We start from the raw sequence: 20,743 nt of genomic DNA on the forward strand, positions 1-20,743 counted from the left end.
TTAGCGAGCTTCAAATTTAGCGGTTTGCTGCTTGTCTGATTGATTAAATATCCTTGGTAGCCGATGCTTAAAACCACAGAGAATTTCCCAAGAAATAGTATCCAGTTTATTTGCCCAATCATCAGCGGTAACTCTTAGATTATTTTCTTGACCGATTAGAGTTACAATCTCACCTGGCTCGAGATCGTGAAGCGAATCTACCTTGAGCATTAGCTGATCCATGGTAATTGAACCAATCTGAGGTACTAACTGACCACAGACGATCGCCTGTAACCGATTTGATAAATTACGGGGAACACCATCTGCATAACCAATACCAACTACAGCAACTTTAGTATCTTGGGAGGCAATAAACTTATGACCATAGCTGACTCCTTCTCCTGCAAGAATGGTTTTGACTTGAGTTATTTTGGCTTTGACCTGTAAAACGGGCTTAAGAGGGATTGTCTGGCGCAAATGAATTGCTGGATATAGCCCATAAAGAGCCAGTCCGACTCTTACCATGTCATAGTGACAGGCGCGATCGCTTAACGTGGCGGCGGAATTGGCTAAATGTAGCTGTGGAGGAACAAAACCAGTATTTTTTAACTGAGCGATCGCCTGGTTGAAGCGTTGATGCTGCAAGTTCATTATGGTGCGATCGCTTTCGTCGGCAGTAGAAAAATGAGAATAAATACTAGCAATCTTTAAATTGGCTCGAGTACAAACTAGCTGCACCAAAGAAGTAGCTTCTTGCCAGTTAGTTCCTAAGCGAGACATTCCCGTATCTAACTTAAGATGTACTGGCAGCGACTTTCCTACCGTGGCTAAGGTAGCATCAAAAGCCAATGCCTGAGCTAAATTACAAATAGTCGGTTCTAATTTCCAGGCTGCTACAGCTTTAATATCTTCAACGGCGTTGATTGCGCCTAAAATTAAAATAGCACTGGTTATTCCTGCTTGGCGTAATTCTACTCCCTCGGCTAAGGTAGCGATCGCTAAACAGTCAGCGCCATTAGCTAAGGCGGTTTTAGCGACAGTAACTGCACCGTGACCATAGGCATCGGCTTTAACTACTGCCATCAATTTTGTCTGAGGCGCAAGATAGTTTTTGAGAGTTTTTACATTATGAGCCAAAGCGGTTAAATCTATTTCGATCCAGGCACGTTGACGGCTTACCAAGAGAGACAAATCATCTTGATGTTCCTGCCCTAAATTTATTTGCTGCTGTTGCCAACCCACCATAGCTAAATTTATTTTCTGTCCCAACTTAAGTAAATATGATTCACAAATTCTAGTCCAGAAATAGATAAGGTCAAGGATGCTGCCAAAATATTGCGCGCATAGTAAACAACAAGCCTAATCAACGTTTCCTAAGTTACATCAATTAGTTCCCCTGTGTTACCATCTCATGTAAATCATCTAAGTCTTTATTATGGGTAAGGTTTTAGTATTGAATGCTTCCTATGAACCCCTTAATATCACTAGTTGGCGTAGAGCAGTGGTATTACTGATTAAAGGTAAAGCAGAACAACTCGAACATCGGGGTCAAATTATCTATAGTGATTTCCCCTTACCAACGGTAATTCGTCTGCGATATTATGTCAGAGTTCCCTATAAAGAAATTCCTTTGACTCGTCGCAATGTACTAGAAAGAGACGCTAATACTTGTCAATATTGTACAGCAAAAGGCGACCAGTTGACGATCGATCATGTTATACCGCGATCTCGCGGAGGCAGTGATACCTGGGAAAACTTAGTTGCAGCTTGTGTCAGGTGCAATGTAAAAAAAGGCAACCGCACCCCAAAAGAGTCAGAAATGACTTTACAGACTAAACCTCGCCGTCCCTATAGTAGCCTACATTTTGAACTAGTCAAGTATACTCAGGGAAACTCTAACCAAGAGTGGAAAAAATATGTGATCGGGATTTAGTTCTCTAGACAGTCACAGAAAATAATTAGTTGATGATAAACTTTAAACTCTAAATAAAAAAATCAATATTATACTTACTCTTTCACTCGGTAATTTTAAAATTACCAACAACATTATCGTATGTCGTCAAACCTTAACATTTCTCTAGAAAGTCGCCTGGCTCACAAACAAACTACCTCTAAAAAACAGTTAGAAGCTATTAACAACAAATTTGGCACAGAAATTCAACCAGACGGGGATTTAGCTAAAATAGTCAATCGGCTAGGCACAATTTTAGAGCAGCATCGAGGAGAAAACCAAATTATAGTCATTCAGGATTTCCCCGATCCTGATGCCTTGTCTAGTGCTTGGGCTTATCAACTAATTGCTGCCAACTACGATATTAGCTGTGATATTGTCTATGGTGGTACTCTGTCTCATCAAGAAAATATTACCTTAGTTAGGCTAACAGCTTTACCTGCCAAAAAATACGTTAATACTACCCTGCAAGATGAAGATTTATCAGTCTATCAAGGCTGCGTTTTGGTAGATAGCCAGGGAACAAACAGTCAGCTTTATTCAGTTGTTAAAGAAGCTGGTATACCCCTAATTGTGGCGATCGATCATCACAGTAAACAGGGGGATTTGGGGGCAGAATTTATCGATTTACGCCCCCAAACCAGAGCAACAGCGACGATTTTAACTCAGTATATTCAGTCAGGAATGCTGGAGTTCGATACCAGTAACGAAAATCATGTTAAATGCGCCACGGCTTTAATGCACGGCTTACGTTCTGATACTAATCGCTTAATGCAGGCGAAGGAAGAAGACTTTATGGCTGCGGCTTACTTAAGCCGCTTTTATGATTCTCAGTTACTGAATGCAGTCTTACAGTCAGCGCGATCGCATCGCGTCATGAACGTAGTCGAACGGGCATTGAGAAACCGCATGATTAAAAAGAACTTCTCCATCTCTGGCGTAGGCTATCTACGCTATGACGATCGCGATGCTATTCCCCAAGCAGCAGATTTCTTAGTAACTGAAGAAGATATCCATACCGCAGTGGTATATGGCATCGTCCACAACGAAGATGACGATAAGGAATTAGTTATTGGTTCGCTACGGACTACTAAAATAACTCTAGACCCTGACGAATTTATTAAAGACACGCTGGGTAAAGACGCTCAAGGAAGATTCTTTGGTGGTGGTCGTTACATGGCTGGGGGCTTTGAGATTCCCGTCGGCTTCTTAAACGGTTTTAATGATAATTCGGAATTTACCAAGCTTAAGTGGGAAGCATTTGACACTCAGCTAAAGCAAAAGCTGATGCGGTTAGTCGAACCTGAAGATAATGTCATTGCTTAAGTGGAAAGCATTTGACACTCAGCTAAAGCAAAAGCTGATGCGGTTAGTCGAACCTGAAAATATATGTCATTGCTACTGATTAAAATTTCGACTTTGCATCATGATGAAATGGTTTGGGGTGACTGGGTGAATAATTAATCTTCAACCATTTGCTCAATAAAGATTGTTGTTTATTAGTCATTCCTAGCCAATCATGGAAGTATATTTAATTCGTCATGGGATAGCTGCTAAACGTGGGACTTATACTAATGATGAGCAACGCCCATTAATCGATCGGGGTCGTGAGAAAACGCTCGAGGTAGCCAAGCGTTTATTGGCTGCTGGACTCAAATTCGATGTGCTTCTAAGCAGTCCTTTAGTTAGAGCTTATCAAACAGCAGAGATCTTGCAACATGAAGGTTTAGCTGAAGATATTCAAAGCTTTGCCCCTCTCAAACCCGACGGAGAAATTGAGCAATGGCTGGAGTGGCTACAGACGTGGCAAGTTAAAAACCCTAAGGGAAAACTAGCCTTAGTTGGACATCAACCAGATTTAGGCGACTGGGCAGAAATGCTAATTTGGGGAAGTATTAAAGGACAGATAATAGTTAAAAAAGCAGGAGTGATTGGTATAGAGATTCCTAGTATTGGTACGCCAATTTCTCGCAGTACTTTATTTCTGCTTACCTCTCCAAAGTGGATCGTGTTCTAAATTAGATATTGTACTAGGGGCAATTTGCTAAAAACCCCCATACAAGAGTTAGAACCAAATTTTGAGCTTAACAAGTATAAGTAATCGGTAATAATTAGGAAAAGTAATTAGAGATTTCTTGCGCGATCGCTGTTGCACCGTCTTTATTTAAACGTTCTGTTTTACGGGGAGAAACTAGATCCTGTCTTAAAAAATTCCAGCTGTCCTCAAAAAATTCTTCAGTGGAAATAATCTGATGTTGAGAATAATTTTGAATGCCATTTAGTAATACTGGTGCTTCAGCAAAGTCCTCACGGGTTAAGGAGATAATCGGAACATCGCAACACAAGGCTTCACAAAAAGTGCTGTATCCAGGTTTAGAAACTATTCGTCCACAAAGAGACATAAAATCTAAAGGGCGTAGAGTATGGTCGGCAATCTTCAATAGATTGGGCAAATCTGGCGCAGCACGGTCAAAAGTAATAAATTGCCAATTGGGAAAATGCTGGAGGTTGTGGTAGGGAATCGCCTGTAGTCCTAGTCCGCCAAAAGTCAGTAAAATAGTTGTTTCAGTTGATGCCGTTAGGTTAAACTTCTGGCGTAATTCTTGGTTGCTATAGTTAGGCTTGTCTCCTGTCAGTCCGACATCGGTAATATGGGCAAAGGCTGACATTGGCTCGGCTAAAGGAAGACGAAATAGGCGATCGCTTTGCTGATAATGATTTTCAATCCAGTTGACTACGGGTTCAAAGCTTTCTCCCCAGTGACGGTAGATAAAGTCCCAACCAAAGTTGCTCATCATCCAACAAGGAATACCCGCAGCCTTGGCAATAGGAGCAGCCAAAGCAGGAATATCGGCTAAAATCAAGCCAATATTGTTGTCGCGAATATATCTAGCTTCTTCGGCAATAATCGTATCTTGCTGGATCATAATTTCCTGCATTTTGCTCAAAGTTGCTGGCTTATTCATGGTCAAACTATCGCTTTGAATTACGCCTAGATCAAAAACTCGTTGACGATAGTTAAAATCTCCTTTTACATAAGACTTGAGTAACCATTCTGGAGCAACAGTTACAAAAGTCAGCGTAATATCAGGACGTAACTGCTGTAATTTTGCTGCCACCGTTGCTGCCCGTACAGCATGACCAAAGCCGTGACTAGTTACCGCAATATAGATGCTTAATTGAGTCATAAAGACACTTGATAAGATTTATTCAAGGTCATTAAATCACATCTAGTTTAGAACTGGGGTTTTAACCAAGCCTCATCATGCTCGATCGATTACAGTTAACTTAGAAGCAAAACAGCCAAAATTAGTTTGCCGACTAAAATTGACGCTCAACCAGCAATTTGTTAATGTCCAACGTAACGACGCAAAAAACTTTCTAAAGATTCCAGCTTCAGATTGAAGGTAGATTCTAGACGGGCAATTTCATCTCGAGTACAGAAAAACTCGTGAGCTAATAGAGTTCGCAGCGTACTCAAAGATTTGTTTAACTGAGGATTAAATAGACCAATACCCACTCGTAAGCCATCAAACAGTTGCAGGGGTGGATTGATTACAATTGGCTCTCGATCGAATAAACGAGCGAAAATCCGAGCAATATCTTCTCTTTTAATGATATCTGGGCCACCGACGGCAAATATTTGGTTTTTGGCTGCTTCAATTTGAGTCGAAGCAATCGCAATTTGGGCTAGATCGTCAGTACTAACAATCGACGAGCGATTTTGCTGTTCGCCAATAGAAAAGTAAATTCCTGTATCCCTAAATCTTTCCGCCAGAGGAATTAGATTATTAGCAAACCCCGAAGGACGGAGAATAGTGTAGTTTAAGCCACTAGTAATCAAATATTTTTCTACTTCTCGCTTAGCTTTAAAAGTGGCTGAGTCTTGATAGCCTCGATCTGCCCCTAAGACGGAAATAAACACAAAATGCTCGACGTTATTAGCGATCGCCTGGTCGATTAAATCTATATTAGCTCTGTAATCTACAGTCTGAGCATCGTTTCCCCCGTGACTACTAATAATGTATTTAACATCACGACAGGCTTTAACGATATCTTTTTCTAACTTCAAATCTCCGATAAAGATTTCTGCCCCACGATCTTCAAGTTCGCTAAAACTTGATGATAAACGAACAAAAGCTCTAACTGACTGCTCATCTTCTCTCAATTGTCTAACAATTCTGCGTCCCAGTGATCCTGTTGCGCCAGTGACTAAATACATTACTGCACCTATTTTTCTATCTCGATAATAAATTAATGAGCGGGGCAATCAAATTGTTTGATCTACTAGTAGAATTCTAAGAAAAAACTAATTGCCCTGACAATCTGTAGATTGATAGAAAACAGTCGCAAAATTGATGACAATTAATTAACAACCATACTACTAAGTTATTAATTCGCAATAAAGAATTAAATATTTTTAAACTGTTTCCCTACTACATTGACTAATAAATCTCTAGGAATTAATCGTGGTAGGTTGACGATTAGATGATTATAAAAGCCTCCAGTCACCAGGGTAGATTGTCCTTTATCAAGTGCTTTTAGAGCGTCTCGAACAATTTTTGCGGCAGAAGCCATCGTCATAGAGTTTAATACTATAGCTGAATCGGGAAAATCGGCACGGTCATAAAAATTAGATTCGGTTGGACCAGGACAAACGGCTAAAATTTTAACCCCACGGTCTTTGTTTTCTGCCCATAGTGCTTCGCTAAAGTTGAGAGTAAAAGCTTTGCTTGCAGCATAAACTGACATATAGGGAATGGGTTGAAAACCCGCAATTGAAGAGAGGTTAATAATTGCTCCACTGCTTCTCTGCTGCATTAGGGGCAAAAATAATCCTGTCATTTCAACTACTGTGGCAATGTTAAGCTGCACCATGTTCATTTGCTTGCTTAAAGAGCGATCGCTAAACGCGCCATAGTCGCCAAATCCTGCATTATTAATTAAAAGGTCGATGCTTAAGCCTTTAGCTTGAACTGCATCAAATACTTCTTTTCTTGCGGTGGCTTCAGTTAAATCCTTGACGATCACCTCAGTTTTTACCTGATATGTATTGCTCAATTCTGTAGCCAGCTGTTCTAGCTTGTCTTGCGATCGCGCTACTAAAACCAGGTCAATTTTTCTTGATGCTAATTCTCTGGCAAATTTTTCGCCAATTCCCGAAGATGCCCCGGTAATTAAAGCCGTTTTCATATCTCCAACTCAATTATTACGTTTGTTACGGATTGTAACGCAATTTTGCATCGTAACTAGCAACCTATGGTCTGATCTTTGCCTGACAGCAATTAAAAATTTAATAAATTACTTAGTGTCGCTCATTGGTAGCTGTTGACTAATTTAGTCTGGATACCAAAACATTCCTTTAATTCCTTCTGGGTCTAAAATAAAGCCCAATCTTTGATAGAACTTCACTACTTGAGGATCGGCAAACAAAGTGATGTTACTAATATCGGCACTGCGTAGTTGAGAAATAGCATATTTCATCATCGCTTTACCTAAACCTCGACTCTGAAACTTAGGGTCAACTACCACATCCCAAATAGTCGCATTAAAAGCATGATCGGAAGTTGCTCTGGCAAAACCAATTAGACGACGCTTTTTACCCTGAATTTCCCACATTGAAACTACCAAAAAGCTATGCTCTATAGCCTTTTTCACTTTACGTAGAGGACGGCGCGCCCAACCAACGCGATCGCAGAGTTCCTCTAATTCATAAAAATCGATATCTCGGTCAGTACTAAATATGATTTGAGGTTGAGAAGCATCTTGATTTTCTAAGTTTAATAACTCTCCACCAAATTCTGTAGTTTCCGAAGTAGCTACTGCGTCTGAATTGCTAAATAGTTTTTTCCAAAAGACCATGCCGATATGGCTTTACTGATTTATGGTTTTTAATACGATATGTTTGTTATATTAGTCTATTTTCTGACGCAAAATCATTTTCAAGTACAAAAACTATTAAATAAAAGTGAACGGTACTCCGCCTTTCGCGCTCAGAGATTACTCTGGATTCTTTTATTTTAGGTTAGGGCTTGCTCTGGCTTAGAAAAAATTGACACAATATTAAATTAGCAGTCTCTGTAGACCGTAATGATACGATAAGAAAATGCCATCGATAAATATACTGGAAACGCCTCATATCTATGAGCTAACCGCCCCTGTCGCCGACCCAAAACTACCAGTATTGGTATTTGTTCATGGTTGGCTTCTCAGCCGTCATTACTGGCAACCTTTAGTACAGCTTTTAAAATCTGAATATCAGTGTTTAATTTATGATGCTAGGGGTTTTGGCGAGTCTCAAATTGTTTCACATTCAAGTAAAGCAAGTTTGACACTAACCCCCGTTCAATCTTCAATAACTTCTGACCATGGTGTTTCAGCAATAGATACTCAAAATGGTCTGAATAATTCTAGGAACTATAGTCTTAATGCTTATGCTAATGATTTGGGGTGTTTGCTTAGAAGTCTAGAAATTAACGAAGCGTGGATAGTTGGACATTCTTTGGGTGGAAGCGTTGCTCTTTGGGCGGCAGATCTCTGTCCAGAAGTAATTAAAGGTGTTATTTGTCTTAATGCTGGAGGCGGTATTTATCTCAAAGAAGAATTTGAACGTTTTCGCAATGCCGGTCAACAGCTAGTCAAATTTCGTCCGCGCTGGTTGTCTTGTGTTCCTTTTTTAAGCGTTTTGTTTTCTAGAATGATGGTAGCTCGCCCTTTATCATTAAGATGGGGACGACAGAGAGTGCTTGATTTTGTTCAAGCCGACGAGAAAGCCGCTTTGGGTGCATTGTTAGAATCGACCACTGAAGCTGAAGTACATTTATTGCCCCAGTTAGTTTCGCGTCTGCAACAGCCTGTTTACTTTGTTGCAGGAGATAAAGACAAGGTGATGGAAATTAAATATGTCAATCATCTTGCCAGTTTCCATAGTTCATTTGCTTCAGAAGAAAGCAACGTATTTCAAATTAGCAACTGTGGTCATTTAGGCATGATCGAAGCACCCGATGAAGTTGCCTCGATCATTAGCCAAGTTTTAGATAATCATCGAGTTCAAGTATAAGGAAAAAAATTATAGATATTGCTTGCTATGAGACTTTTCCTTTAACCTTTTCTCTTTTACCTATCTTCAATAATCAGTATGCCAGTATGCTAGTTTCACCTATTCTTGGTAAGTATCCATTCCCACACAAGAGCAAACCAAATTGCGATCGCCATAAGCATTATCAATTCTGCCCACCGTCGTCCAAAACTTATGTTCTTTTGTCCAAGGCGCAGGATAAGCTGCTTGTTCACGACTATAGGGGTGTGACCATTCACCACAGATAATTGATTCTGCTGTATGGGGTGCGTTTTTCAAAGGATTATCTTCAGGATCCATGTCTTTATTGGCGATCGCTTCGGCCTCTTGATAAATAGCCAGCATCGCATCGCAATAGCGATCTAGCTGTTCTTTAGATTCACTTTCGGTAGGCTCGATCATCACTGTACCAATCACGGGCCAAGATACCGTTGGCGCATGAAAACCAAAATCCATCAATCTTTTGGCTACGTCATCAACTTCAATCCGCGCTCGTTTTTTCAGAGGGCGCAGATCGATGATACATTCGTGAGCGACAAAACCAGATTCTCCTTTAAATAACACCGAGTAACAGGGTTCAAGACGCTTTGCCATATAGTTAGCGTTGAGAATTGCCACCTTGGTTGCCTGGGTCAAACCAGCTTCTCCCATCATGGCAATATACATCCAGGAAATAGTCAAAATACTGGCACTTCCCCAGGGAGCGGCCGAAATAGCACCGATAGGTTGGGCATCTTGAGCAGTTTTGGGTGTGGCAGGTAAAAAAGGTACTAAATGAGACATTACTCCGATGGGACCAACCCCTGGACCACCACCACCATGAGGAATACAGAAGGTTTTGTGGAGATTAAGGTGACAGACGTCTGCGCCAAAATCGCCAGGACGACATAAACCAACTTGAGCATTCATATTTGCTCCATCCATATAAACTTGTCCTGCGTACTGATGCACAATGGCACAGATGCTTTTAATTTCCGCTTCAAACACCCCATGAGTTGAGGGATATGTCACCATCAGTGCCGCTAAATTAGCTTGATGCTTTTCGGCTTTGGTTTGTAAATCTTGCAGGTCAATATTGCCAAAGCGATCGCATTTTACTGCCACCACCTTCATGCCACACATTACCGCACTGGCAGGGTTAGTGCCGTGAGCCGATTCAGGAATTAAACAAATATTACGATGTCCTTCTCCTCTGGATTGATGATATTGGCGAATTACCTGTAGTCCTGCATATTCTCCCTGCGAACCCGCATTAGGTTGTAAAGAGATACCTGCAAAACCCGTAATTTCTGCCAGCCATTCTTCTAGTTCAGCAAAAAGTTTTTGATAACCTTGAGCTTGTTCTAAAGGAGCAAAAGGATGAATATTGCCAAATTCTGCCCAAGTCACGGGAATCATTTCCGCTGTAGCATTGAGCTTCATAGTGCAAGAACCCAGCGGAATCATCGAGGTAGTCAGGGATAAATCCTTGGTTTCTAGCTGATGTAAATAACGCAGAAGTTTAGTTTCTGAATGATAGCGATTAAATACTTCGTCTGTTAAATATTGACTAGTACGTAACTGCTGCTGAGCGATAGTTGGCGATTGGTTAACCAGCAATTGTGCACAGTCAAAAGGTAAATCTGTATCTCCGGCAAAGATTTGCCACAGCTGAATAATATCTTGTTCGGTGGTAGTTTCATCTACAGAGATGCCGATCGCCTTGGTATCAAGCCAACGCAAATTTATTTGATTGTTGGCAGCAATTTTAAGAATATCCGCAGCGTTTTTAGCTCCTGTCTCGATTTCAATCGTGTCAAAGAAAGATTGGTTAACAACTTGATAACCTAGTTTTTCTAACCCAGTTGCCAAACTCGCTGTAAGTTGGTGTATTCTTTGAGCGATCGCTTTTATCCCAGCTGCACCATGATATACGGCGTACATAGACGCTATTACCGCCAATAGAACCTGAGCCGTACAAATATTGCTGGTGGCTTTTTCTCGACGAATATGCTGCTCTCTGGTTTGTAGTGCTAATCGCAAAGCAGGTTTCCCATGAACATCTTTGGAAACCCCCACGATACGTCCAGGAACTTGCCGTTGATATTTTTCCTTAGTAGCAAAATAGGCTGCATGAGGACCACCATAACCCAAGGGAACACCAAACCTTTGTGTGTTTCCTACCGCAATATCTGCCCCAAATTCTCCAGGAGGAGTTAAAAGCGTTAAGCTGAGAATATCTGCTGCTACAGTGGCTAAAGCTTTGGCTTCGTGTACCTGTTTAATAAAGGCACGGTAATCATTAATCGTGCCATTAGTAGCAGGATACTGTAATAGCGCGCCAAAAATCGGCGTAGAAAAATCGAAATTGGCATAGTCAGCCACAATTACTTCAATATCTAAAGGTAAAGCGCGGGTTTTGACTACTTCTATGGTTTGAGGATGGCAAAGCGCATCAACAAAGAAAGCGTTAGCCTTGGTTTTACATAACCCATAACTCATGCCCATGGCTTCGGCGGCGGCTGTCCCTTCATCCAATAAAGAAGAGTTAGCAATTTCTAAACCCGTCAGGTCAACAATCATGGTTTGATAATTGAGCAGTGCTTCTAATCTTCCTTGAGCAATTTCTGCCTGATAGGGAGTGTAGGAAGTATACCAGCCAGGATTTTCTAAGACATTACGCAAGATAACCGCAGGAGTGATGCAATTATAGTAACCTCTGCCAATAAAAGAGCGATATACTTGGTTTTGAGCTGCGATCGCTTTTAACTTAGCTAAGGCAGCCGACTCGCTTTGCGCTTCTGGCAACCGCAATGGTTTATTGAGACGAATTGCGGCGGGAACAGTCTGCTCGATCAATTCATCCAGACTAGCAATTCCCAATACCTGCAACATTTGCTCAATTTGCTGCTGCCCTGGACCAATATGCCTTTGAGCAAACGTACTAGTATGTTGATTTAAAGAATTTTTATAATTAGAATTTGCCTCTGTCTCCAAAATTTTGGACTCTGTAGCAAAATTTAGATTAACCATACTATCTATTAAATTTGGCTTATAGGTAAAAAAAATGGTGGTTTATTGCCAGCAACCTGGCGCAACCACTTTTTTAGACGATTTGTAATAAAGGTTAACAAATTTTACCGATAAAAAGAGTAATTAATTTGTCAGCAAATGTCGTAATTGTTTTGCTTGATAAGCAAACACACCTTGGTAGCAAAACATAATTGGCTACAGAAATTTATAGAGCGAGCAGAACAAAATAATTGTTTAGTTAGATTAGCTAGAAGCTGAATGTACGGCAATTCAAAAACTAGGTAAACCAACTCATGATGATTCATCCATTCCTTCTACCTGAGCGCGATATTCCTTGGCAGAAAGAGCATCGGCTAATTCATCATCAGGATCGCCAACTTTTACTTTGATCAACCAGCCTTCTCCATAAGGATCGTCGGCGAGAGTTTCTGGCGCATCAATTGCTGTTTCATTGCGCTCAATTACTGTTCCCGACACTGGTGGATATAGATCTTCTACGGCTTTTACTGATTCAATTGTGCCTAAAGTTTCTCCTACTGCTACTGCATCACCAACTTCAGGAAGCTCTAAAAAGACTACATCTCCTAATTGATCGAGTGCAAAGGCACTAACTCCAATCGTAGCGATTTCACCATCAAAACGAACGTATTCGTGACTATCTAGGTATCTTAAATCTTCTGGATATTCTATCTCCATTCTTAACCTCTCAATCGTGAGCAAAATCTAGTTTACAACACCAGTACTTATTGCAGCGTTAAGTGTTGAATTTAAAATTTTTCTATCTTTAAGCACAAGCAGCTACCTAGAACTATCACACTAATGTGAAAGTACTTAATTGTGTGCTTAGAAGCAGATTACAGAATATTAGGGGGTCTGTTTCCAGATAGTACTCTGCCTGTTTGCTCATTTCTAAGTTGACCAACGGTCCGTGCCGTCTCCGTCGTTTTATATGCCCTAAAGGATATGCCCTAAAGGATTCCCTTCGGTCTCGGAGCGGTATGCTTTAGCACTAGCTTCGCGTGACGCGCTAGCTAATCCTTTAGGACGCGGAGCGGTATCCGTGATAGACGGCGGAGTAATCTGTGACTGGTTTGCCTTGACCATTAATCAAAAATGAGGTTGGCGATCGCAATTTAACTGCATTTTTCGTGTTACTTTTATCTTTGGCTACAAGTTTGAGATAATTATTTTGCTCGAGTTCAGCTAATTGTTCTCGATCGAGTTTAATTGAGCGATTGAGTCGTAAAATTTGGTCAAAATCGCCATCAGGCGCACCAGTAATTCGGTGGGCGATATATTGCTCTGAATCATCACCAAAAAGAATATATTCCGCTTTGGTGGGAGGAACTTTGGGCATACAATTAGGATCGGCAAAATCACAAACGAAAATAGCCTGCTCAATTTTTACTTCTACTTCTGGATTATTGGAAATTAAGGGTATAGGACAAAATTTAGTTCCTCGCGAATTTTTACGCAAGCATTCTTCAATATCTCCGCGGTAAATTTGACCTTTAAATGATTTGAGCGAGCCATTTAAAAGTTTTGTTTTAGTGAAACCTTCAGTTGGCATTAATGTATATTCTTTCAGGGTGTTTTTTTCGCGATCGCTTAAATATATTTTCGTGGATCTTGCTCGCTTAAGCCGCTGAATTTTACTTGATAAATAGCTTGGAAATTGTGAGCTTTGCTAGGAGTATTGAGAAATGGTTTATGAGTAATATAAATTTGATTTTCCCCAAAAACTCTCATCCCGTGAACCAAATCAGGATCTAGTTGGGAACTAGGACATTCTTGCTGACAAGGTTGAGAAGTTACTGGTTTAGATAGTAAGCCTACAATCGCCAAAATTGTTAAGCTGGTTATTAAGATTAATTTGATAGCTTTTCTCATCAATAAGCTTTAGCATAATTATTTATTTATGTTTTATTTTTTACCATTAATACAGCCTAAAAATAAAATAATATTAGTTTAATCCCCAAGCTTGTAGTCGAGAGAAGCGGTTTACAGGGCAAATTAGCGTTGAGTTCAAAACTCGATTGAGAAATGCGATCGCAACTTTGGGTGCAGCTCTTTGCAAGAGCCAATTGTAGTTAAAATAATACCAGCCATAGTTTTACCTCAAATTACTAAAGCGATCTCTAGTTCTCAACAGGTTAAATTTTTTTCCATAAATACAGTACAGAGACTATCGTTGTACCGTTCAATTGCAAAGAAACCTAATTTTTTATAAAAATTTAGAGCTTGCAGTTGATTTTTCTCATTAGCTAAATCAAGCCTTACTTTTTGATATTTTTCTTTTCTGGCAAAATCGAAGAGTATTTGTGCCATTTTCTGACCTAATCCTTGTCCTCGATATGGTTTGAGAAACCACATTCGCTTAAGTTCGCAGATATCACGACTAAGTTGCCGAATTGCTCCAGTACCTACAACTTGCTCTCTATCAACTAAAACCAGAAATAAACCTCTGTTGTCAAAATAGTCTGATTTGACATTACTAATATCAGACATTGAATCAATACGTTTCAAATCTGTTGCTGATAATGTCCCCTGCCAAATTTCTAAACTAATGATGACAATTTGTGCCTGTTCAATTTGATGTTCCTCGATCGGTTTAATTACAACCATTGATTGAATATCTGCCTGTGTTCCTAACTCTTAGAGTTTGATTGATAAACCCAAATTGCATATTATTTCACTATCAACTAGTGTGTCATCGCAATCGAAAATCACACATTCAATCATAAAAATACTATTTAACTGCTGTTAAGGTCATCTCTATATTTTTAATTAAATTAATATAAATTTCGCTTTCTTTAAGTAAAAGCTCTACCTTGTGTTTGCCATTCAAGATTTAGCCGTTTGGAAAACCTACTTAATCCTACAGATGTTATGGGACGAACATGAGTCGGATCGTGAAAAAAGCGCTCGCTACGATGATGACGTTTGACTCCACACCGTAGATTTAAGCACCTGTTAACCATTTTTGTTGACACCTGAAAGTTTTTCTATTTTTTTGAGGTATATTAAGCGATCGCTATTTTCTATTTTCTTACACTTACCCTAAATTAATTACCACTCTGTTGCTATAGTTGTGAACGCGGAATTAGAGATATAATTCTTACATATTTCTTACTTTTGTCAGATTCCCTGCCGTCCTAAAGGACGACGCGAAGGACGCGCCTCCAGGCGCTAATGCTTTAGGGCATATGCCCTAAAGGATACCGCTCCGCGACGCGAAGCTAGTCCTTTAGGGCATATGCCTGAGCGTTAGTCATAAAACCGAACTTTTCTTGAGGTTTACTACTATTAGATTTAGTTTGTTGACAGACTTGTTTTTGCATCAGGCGATCGCGCCATTTCTCAATTTGCTGAATTTGACTTAGATCGAAACCTAATTTAGCAACTAATAAAGCGATCGGAACACGACGGGGTAAAGGAGAAAGGGGATTGCAATAAAATTTCAACATGATTTATTAATTACTAATTACTGTTCGGGCAATTCACGGATTACCACTACTGTCTATGTTCTCGATACATACGCATAACTAATTTACCTGCTGGTGTTGTCCGTAATTCTTCGATTATCGCAACCATTTCTGGGGGAAGTTTTGACAATTGATCATCATAAACGGGATGATATTCTGGGCAGATAACGGGAGAAGCGAGGGCAGCAAAAGTGATGTCTGTTGAGGATAAGCAATCGCCAACTAGATATTGTGATATAAATTCATGTTTTCCTCTCAAAATAATCATTTTTTGCCAGCAGCACTTACAAAAAACCACTAATATTGGGTGTAAATCTCTTTAAATTCTTCGGGGATAGCGATCGCACGCCTAGTTTCTAAACTAATAAAAAATCCCACTTGCGTCGCGGTAGCAGCTATTTCTTGTCCCAGACATATCTCGGCTTGTACACTACAGCGTAAACGCCCCAATTGAGACATCCACATTTTGCCCACAGGGCGATCGCCTAAGTGCAAAGCCTTCTGGTATTTGATTTGGGTTGAGTTAATAATTGGACAGTAACCCTTTGCCATTAATTGTTCTATCGGGAAATGAGACTCTAGCATTTTCAGTCGTAAGTCTTCTAACCAGCGAATATAAACAATATTGCTTACAATTCCTGCAAAATCGATGTCATAGGTTTTTATTGCTAATTCTAGGCTTATTTCTAAAGGTTTTGCTTTCATTTGAGATTAATAATTCTATTTACAGACCGATCGGTCTTTTTGAAGTCAAAAAAATTTAATGGCGTTTTACACCAGAGTATTCTGAATGTACTTTTGCAGATGGGCGATCGCTCTTTGTAAATGAACAGGATTTTTTTCTAGCTGACTCATCATAATCGCTCCTTCAATATTACAGATAATAATCGTGGCGACGGTATCGGGTTCTATGGTTGCGGGTATTTCTCCCTTTTTGATACCCTTATTGATAATGCGCACAATTAAATTACGCCAATTATTAATAGCTGCGATCGCGCGATCGCGTAAAGGGGAATCAGTATCATCAGCTTCAATCGCCGTATTTAAAATCGGGCATCCACCGACAATTGGCGGCGTTTCAACGTAAGCTAAATAGCCCGATACTAATGCCTGTAGTCTTTCAATCGCATTACGTTTAGTTTTCACGGCACTCCAAACTTTTTGACTCATTTTTGCGACTGCATAGTCAAACGCAGCTATAGCCAGTTCATCCTTACTTTTGAAATGGTTGTAAATCCCTCCTTTTTTTAAGCCAGTTGCCTGCATAATATCCGCAATCGAAGAACCTGCATAACCTTTCTGGTTAAACAACTCTGCTGCTTGCTCGATTATACGAGCTTTGGTTTGCTGTGCTTTAGACATTATTTTTACTGTTAACAATTAACACTAAGTAACAGCAAGTGCTTTGCTTGTAGTATTAGTCTCAGATATTTTCTCCTAATTAATTAAACTGACAGCTATTTTTAAGACCGTTCGGTTTGTAATAACACAATAACATCAGATTTGATCGACATCAAATATTTGAAGCTTAAGAAAAGCAGTTGACTAATTCTTCAAGGAGTACTATATTACTAGTTAAGTTGACAATTCCTATAGATGACTCTAATTAGGGACTATGCTGGTTGTAGGCTAGTTCCCTTTTCTATCTTTTTGCAAGTTTACAGGCAATATTATTACAATACTTTTGTGATTCAATTTAAACCAAAATTACGACTCAAGCTTTCTATGTCACGACTATAAACCACGTCACTATAATCTTCCCATTTTTCTTGTGACCAATTGTGATTGTGCATGGTGGCGTCTTGAACCTGTTCGATTAAAGGACGACGAAGCTGTTCGTATTTGCTAAATTGCTGAGAAATAATTTCTCGATTATCCAAAGCATTATGATGAATAATATTGGCGATCGCTGTACCGATTATGGCAGCATCTTCTAAACCCTGATTAGCTCCTTGTGCAGCAAAAGGAGGCATTCCATGAGCAGCATCTCCTACCAAAACCAATCGCTCACTACTCCAAATTCGTTGAGAACTAGGGATATTTGCAGGGTGAATATAGTAAGGTCGATGAATTAATGTTTGAGGAGAGGATAATCTAACTACCTGGGCAAAAATAGCAGGAAAATTCGCCTTGGTTAAAATATCTACTGCTAAATTTATAATTGCTTCGGGTAATTTATTTTGGAGTGAATTTAAGCTCAAAGGAGCATGGAATAAATAACCAAGGGCATTTTTAGCTTTTCTAATTAAGATCAACCGAGGTGACTCAATATTGCGAGATTGAAGTTGAGGAGAATCATTTCGTAACGTGACTACCATATCACCTTGAAAATATTTGTCTTCTAACTGTTGCATTATCTCATTAGATACATCATCGATTTGCAAACAACCAATTGCGGCAAAACCAGAATATTGCGCTTTTGCCCATTGGCTTAAATCTGAATTTTCGTAAATTAGCTGACGAAGTGTCGAATTAATTCCATCTGCTGCTACAACCAACTTAGCCTGAAATTGGTGATGGTCAGCCATTTCCCGATCGGAAAACTGATAAGAATTAGTATCTGTTGTCTTGTCTGATATTTGTGTTTCCCAATGAGCGAAAGGATTAGAAGAGACTTCATTATTGGAAACACAGTTTACTAGTATCGAGCTAGCTTCTTGAACGACATTTACACAACGATGATTGGCTTTAACTATTTCTGGTGGAAGTAAATTTCTCAAGTTAGTTTGTAAACGATACCAAGGAATTGATACTCTTCCTTCTCCATATCGGTTATACCAAAAGTCAAAATCTAAAGGAATTTAGCGAACAACTTTACCCTGCAAGTTTTTTTGACGCCAAAATCTTTTTTGAGTCGCTTTTTTTTCTTTGCCCTCGCTATTGTGGCGACGAGCTTGAATAAATTCTAAACCTGTTGTTTTTATTTGCTGATAAGCATCTTCATTGATATACTTGAGTGCTTTTAAACCGTTGGGCAAAATATCAACTACTTGCCCCGTTTGCCGAAAACTACGAGTTTGGTCGATTATCAAGATATTATCTATGCCACGTTGAAGTAGAGCGATCGCTGTGGCCAATCCTACTGGACCTGCACCAACAATCAAAACATCGTAGATTTGGTTTAAACTCATGCTATTTTCTTTAAAAGCCGCCATTCTTTATTTGGCGATCACAGTTCCTAAAACGCAAGCTCGCTCTAGGTTCGCCCCATCGATATTACTACCTTCTAGTTCAGCACAGAGTAAGTTTGCCCCCGTTAAATTTGCCCCAGCTAAGTTTGCGCCCCGTAAGTCGGTTTCTTCTAAGTTGCTTTCGCTCAGGTTTGCACCCTGGAGATCTGCCTGAGATAAATTTGCTCCCTTAAGATTAGCACTGTTAAGATTTACCCCCCGTAAATCTGTACCACGCAAGTCTACTCCCTTGAGATTTACCCCTGTTAAATTTGCTCCGCTTAAGAATGCTCCAGATAAAGAAGCCTGGGCCAATTTAGCCCCCATTAAATTTGCTCCTCTCAGGTTGCTACCGCGTAAGTCGGCACTACTTAAATCTGCCTGCATTAAGTTTGCACCCAAAAGGTTCGCCCGCAAATCTGTAAGTTTTAAATCTGCGCCCAACAGGTTTGCTCCATCTAATCTTGCTCCTTTGAGGTTAGAGCGAGAAAAATCTACTCCAACCAAATTTGCTCCAGCTAAATTAATTTTTTCTAGCTGGCAGTCAGTCAAATCTTCATCTTCTAAATCTATCCCGGGAAAATGCTTTTCTTGTCCTGCGCGGATGGTATCTACGGTCATTATTTACGTTTAAGTTTTTGGTTAAAAATGAATTTTATTGTATGAGCTATCAGCTATCAACTTTTAAAGAATTTAAGAAGATGCGGTTTTATTTTTACTGGCATTATTAGAATCTACTAGCCACATTCCCGTAGCAATTTTGGGTCTATATGCCTCTAGAGTCATTCCCTGCTGCATTCCCATTACCAAGAGAGATAAAGCGTCTAACAGTTTAGGATCGTATCGCTTACCTGCTAGAGCCTGACAATCTGCCAAGGCTTGAGTCATCGGATTTTTATCCAAGGAATACTGCTTATAAGCCTTCATTTTTTGTTGAAAGTCTGCCAGCAAACAAATAATTCGCGACTCTAAGGGAATGGAATCGTACGATAATCCGGCGGGAATGCCTGAGCCATTCCAAGCTTCTCTTTGATGAGTCAAAATTCTCGAAACCGCCTCTAATTGAGGCATTACTCGCAACACTGATGCTTTAGAAGCAGGTTGATTCTGCTCAAAAGCTTCTTTTAAGGCTTGAGACTGTTTGTTGCGCTCTTTTGTCACCTCAGGTAACCCAACACGATGTAACAAACCAGATAAATATAATCTCTTAGCTTGCCATGCAGGCAGATCGAGCAGTTGTGACATTGCTTCTGCCATTGCTGCGACTTCTGAAGCTGCCATCGGATTACTGACATCAGTAGCATCCAGCAGCTGAGCCATGCGTAAAAAAGCCTGCATCTCATTAGAAACAATATTTTCACTCAAATCTTGGAAGCCTCTAAAGCCAGCAGCCTGCTGTGGTTGCTTCAGTATTTTACGGGAGTTCTGAAGATATCTAACTACCTGAGAAACCACCGCATCCAAGTTATCTCTTTGTCTAGTAGCAGACTCGGCGGTCATTCTAGCTACTTTAGCAGTCATCAAATCGGCTAATTTTGGCTCATAGCTTTTGATATGAGCGATCGCTATTTCTACAGTTTCGCGGACTAATTTGGGTTCAAATGTCCAAAAGCCGTAGAATTTGCGTTCCAAATCTTCTTTTGGCTTGTTTACCCCATAGTCTGCGTCGGATAATTCCTGGCATAGTACCATTGCCGTATAAGTAGGAGAAAGAATTATCAAGTGCCACTCTTCGGCAACGGGATCTTGTGGCTGGAGATGAACTAACGCCACGTTTTCTTTCTTGCTAGTGGGGTGATTATCAAACCCAGAATCTGGAGTAGCCAAAATAGTGACGTGTTCGGATTTATCAGCCAAATCATTATAGCGATCGGCTTCTTCTAAATACCATTTGCCACGCTGAAAGGCTGTTATCATCAAGGGGGCACTTTTAGAATCTAAGATAAAATCTTCTAAAGCATGGCAGAGCGCAACCAAAGTATTTTTATAATAAACACCTAGATTTAATGGCCGTTTGCCATGGCGATGAGCTTCATCTAATCTTTGTAATATTGAACCTTCCAGCATA

The 20,743-nt window shown here is 40.0% G+C and carries 23 protein-coding genes; 4 read left to right on the forward strand and 19 right to left on the reverse strand.

All coding sequences use genetic code 11. The features are described 5' to 3' along the window. Positions 1-1,248, reverse strand: a complete 1,248-nt coding sequence (gene alr, locus V6C71_25395) for an alanine racemase (GenBank protein ID HEY9771793.1) — start codon at positions 1,246-1,248, stop codon at positions 1-3. A gap of 166 nt (positions 1,249-1,414) precedes the next feature. On the opposite strand from alr, the gene V6C71_25400 reads away from it, so the two are divergent. From V6C71_25400 to sixA, 3 genes are all read left to right on the forward strand, one after another. Beyond that, the gene (locus tag V6C71_25400) at positions 1,415-1,912 is read left to right on the forward strand and encodes an HNH endonuclease (GenBank protein HEY9771794.1); all 498 of its coding nucleotides are present in this window, start codon (positions 1,415-1,417) and stop codon (positions 1,910-1,912) included. Positions 1,913-2,032: 120 nt separating this feature from the next. Further along, positions 2,033-3,256: a bifunctional oligoribonuclease/PAP phosphatase NrnA gene (locus V6C71_25405; protein ID HEY9771795.1), complete on the forward strand. Its 1,224-nt coding sequence runs from the start codon at positions 2,033-2,035 to the stop codon at positions 3,254-3,256. 193 nt (positions 3,257-3,449) lie between these two features. After that, positions 3,450-3,947, forward strand: coding sequence for a phosphohistidine phosphatase SixA (gene sixA / locus V6C71_25410; GenBank protein ID HEY9771796.1), 498 nt, complete (start codon positions 3,450-3,452; stop codon positions 3,945-3,947). 94 nt (positions 3,948-4,041) lie between these two features. On the opposite strand, the gene V6C71_25415 is transcribed toward sixA, so the two are convergent. From V6C71_25415 to V6C71_25430, 4 genes are all read right to left on the reverse strand, one after another. Beyond that, positions 4,042-5,118 carry a glycosyl transferase gene (locus V6C71_25415; protein HEY9771797.1) on the reverse strand — a complete coding sequence of 359 codons (1,077 nt, stop codon included), beginning with the start codon at positions 5,116-5,118 and terminating at the stop codon, positions 4,042-4,044. A gap of 161 nt (positions 5,119-5,279) precedes the next feature. Beyond that, a complete protein-coding gene (locus tag V6C71_25420) occupies positions 5,280-6,152 on the reverse strand; it encodes an SDR family oxidoreductase (protein ID HEY9771798.1) in 873 nt (290 codons plus the stop codon). A gap of 188 nt (positions 6,153-6,340) precedes the next feature. Further along, the gene (locus tag V6C71_25425; protein ID HEY9771799.1) at positions 6,341-7,123 is read right to left on the reverse strand and encodes an SDR family oxidoreductase; all 783 of its coding nucleotides are present in this window, start codon (positions 7,121-7,123) and stop codon (positions 6,341-6,343) included. Between the two features lie 144 nt (positions 7,124-7,267). Continuing rightward, positions 7,268-7,792, reverse strand: a complete 525-nt coding sequence (locus V6C71_25430) for a GNAT family N-acetyltransferase (protein HEY9771800.1) — start codon at positions 7,790-7,792, stop codon at positions 7,268-7,270. Between the two features lie 244 nt (positions 7,793-8,036). On the opposite strand from V6C71_25430, the gene V6C71_25435 reads away from it, so the two are divergent. Next, positions 8,037-8,990, forward strand: a complete 954-nt coding sequence (locus V6C71_25435) for an alpha/beta hydrolase (protein HEY9771801.1) — start codon at positions 8,037-8,039, stop codon at positions 8,988-8,990. A 99-nt stretch (positions 8,991-9,089) separates the two neighbouring features. On the opposite strand, the gene gcvP is transcribed toward V6C71_25435, so the two are convergent. The 14 genes from gcvP to V6C71_25505 all read right to left on the reverse strand — a co-directional run bounded on the left by gcvP (position 9,090) and on the right by V6C71_25505 (position 20,742). After that, on the reverse strand, positions 9,090-12,020 hold the full coding sequence (gcvP, locus tag V6C71_25440) for an aminomethyl-transferring glycine dehydrogenase (GenBank protein HEY9771802.1): 2,931 nt from the start codon (positions 12,018-12,020) through the stop codon (positions 9,090-9,092). Between the two features lie 291 nt (positions 12,021-12,311). Beyond that, complete coding sequence (gcvH, locus tag V6C71_25445; GenBank protein ID HEY9771803.1) at positions 12,312-12,716, reverse strand: glycine cleavage system protein GcvH; 405 nt, start codon at positions 12,714-12,716, stop codon at positions 12,312-12,314. A gap of 343 nt (positions 12,717-13,059) precedes the next feature. Then, positions 13,060-13,590 carry a hypothetical protein gene (locus V6C71_25450; GenBank protein ID HEY9771804.1) on the reverse strand — a complete coding sequence of 177 codons (531 nt, stop codon included), beginning with the start codon at positions 13,588-13,590 and terminating at the stop codon, positions 13,060-13,062. 38 nt (positions 13,591-13,628) lie between these two features. After that, positions 13,629-13,865: a hypothetical protein gene (locus V6C71_25455; protein HEY9771805.1), complete on the reverse strand. Its 237-nt coding sequence runs from the start codon at positions 13,863-13,865 to the stop codon at positions 13,629-13,631. A gap of 300 nt (positions 13,866-14,165) precedes the next feature. Continuing rightward, on the reverse strand, positions 14,166-14,645 hold the full coding sequence (locus tag V6C71_25460) for a GNAT family N-acetyltransferase (protein ID HEY9771806.1): 480 nt from the start codon (positions 14,643-14,645) through the stop codon (positions 14,166-14,168). Between the two features lie 188 nt (positions 14,646-14,833). After that, positions 14,834-15,001, reverse strand: coding sequence for a hypothetical protein (locus tag V6C71_25465; protein ID HEY9771807.1), 168 nt, complete (start codon positions 14,999-15,001; stop codon positions 14,834-14,836). A gap of 258 nt (positions 15,002-15,259) precedes the next feature. Further along, positions 15,260-15,487: a hypothetical protein gene (locus V6C71_25470; protein HEY9771808.1), complete on the reverse strand. Its 228-nt coding sequence runs from the start codon at positions 15,485-15,487 to the stop codon at positions 15,260-15,262. A gap of 46 nt (positions 15,488-15,533) precedes the next feature. Continuing rightward, entirely contained in the window at positions 15,534-15,773 is a 240-nt protein-coding gene (locus V6C71_25475; GenBank protein HEY9771809.1) for a hypothetical protein, read from the reverse strand. A gap of 29 nt (positions 15,774-15,802) precedes the next feature. Beyond that, the gene (locus V6C71_25480) at positions 15,803-16,210 is read right to left on the reverse strand and encodes a thioesterase family protein (protein ID HEY9771810.1); all 408 of its coding nucleotides are present in this window, start codon (positions 16,208-16,210) and stop codon (positions 15,803-15,805) included. Positions 16,211-16,276: 66 nt separating this feature from the next. Next, on the reverse strand, positions 16,277-16,867 hold the full coding sequence (locus tag V6C71_25485) for a TetR/AcrR family transcriptional regulator (protein HEY9771811.1): 591 nt from the start codon (positions 16,865-16,867) through the stop codon (positions 16,277-16,279). 329 nt (positions 16,868-17,196) lie between these two features. Further along, positions 17,197-18,225, reverse strand: a complete 1,029-nt coding sequence (locus V6C71_25490) for an NAD(P)/FAD-dependent oxidoreductase (protein HEY9771812.1) — start codon at positions 18,223-18,225, stop codon at positions 17,197-17,199. An 81-nt stretch (positions 18,226-18,306) separates the two neighbouring features. Continuing rightward, positions 18,307-18,636 (reverse strand): FAD-dependent oxidoreductase, encoded by a 330-nt coding sequence (locus V6C71_25495; GenBank protein HEY9771813.1) that lies wholly within the window; start codon positions 18,634-18,636, stop codon positions 18,307-18,309. Between the two features lie 27 nt (positions 18,637-18,663). Next, positions 18,664-19,296, reverse strand: coding sequence for a pentapeptide repeat-containing protein (locus V6C71_25500; GenBank protein ID HEY9771814.1), 633 nt, complete (start codon positions 19,294-19,296; stop codon positions 18,664-18,666). A 72-nt stretch (positions 19,297-19,368) separates the two neighbouring features. Further along, a complete protein-coding gene (locus tag V6C71_25505; protein HEY9771815.1) occupies positions 19,369-20,742 on the reverse strand; it encodes a DICT sensory domain-containing protein in 1,374 nt (457 codons plus the stop codon). Between the last annotated feature and the right edge of the window lies 1 nt (position 20,743).

This window comes from Coleofasciculaceae cyanobacterium, from assembly GCA_036703275.1.
Classification (GTDB): domain Bacteria; phylum Cyanobacteriota; class Cyanobacteriia; order Cyanobacteriales; family Xenococcaceae; genus Waterburya.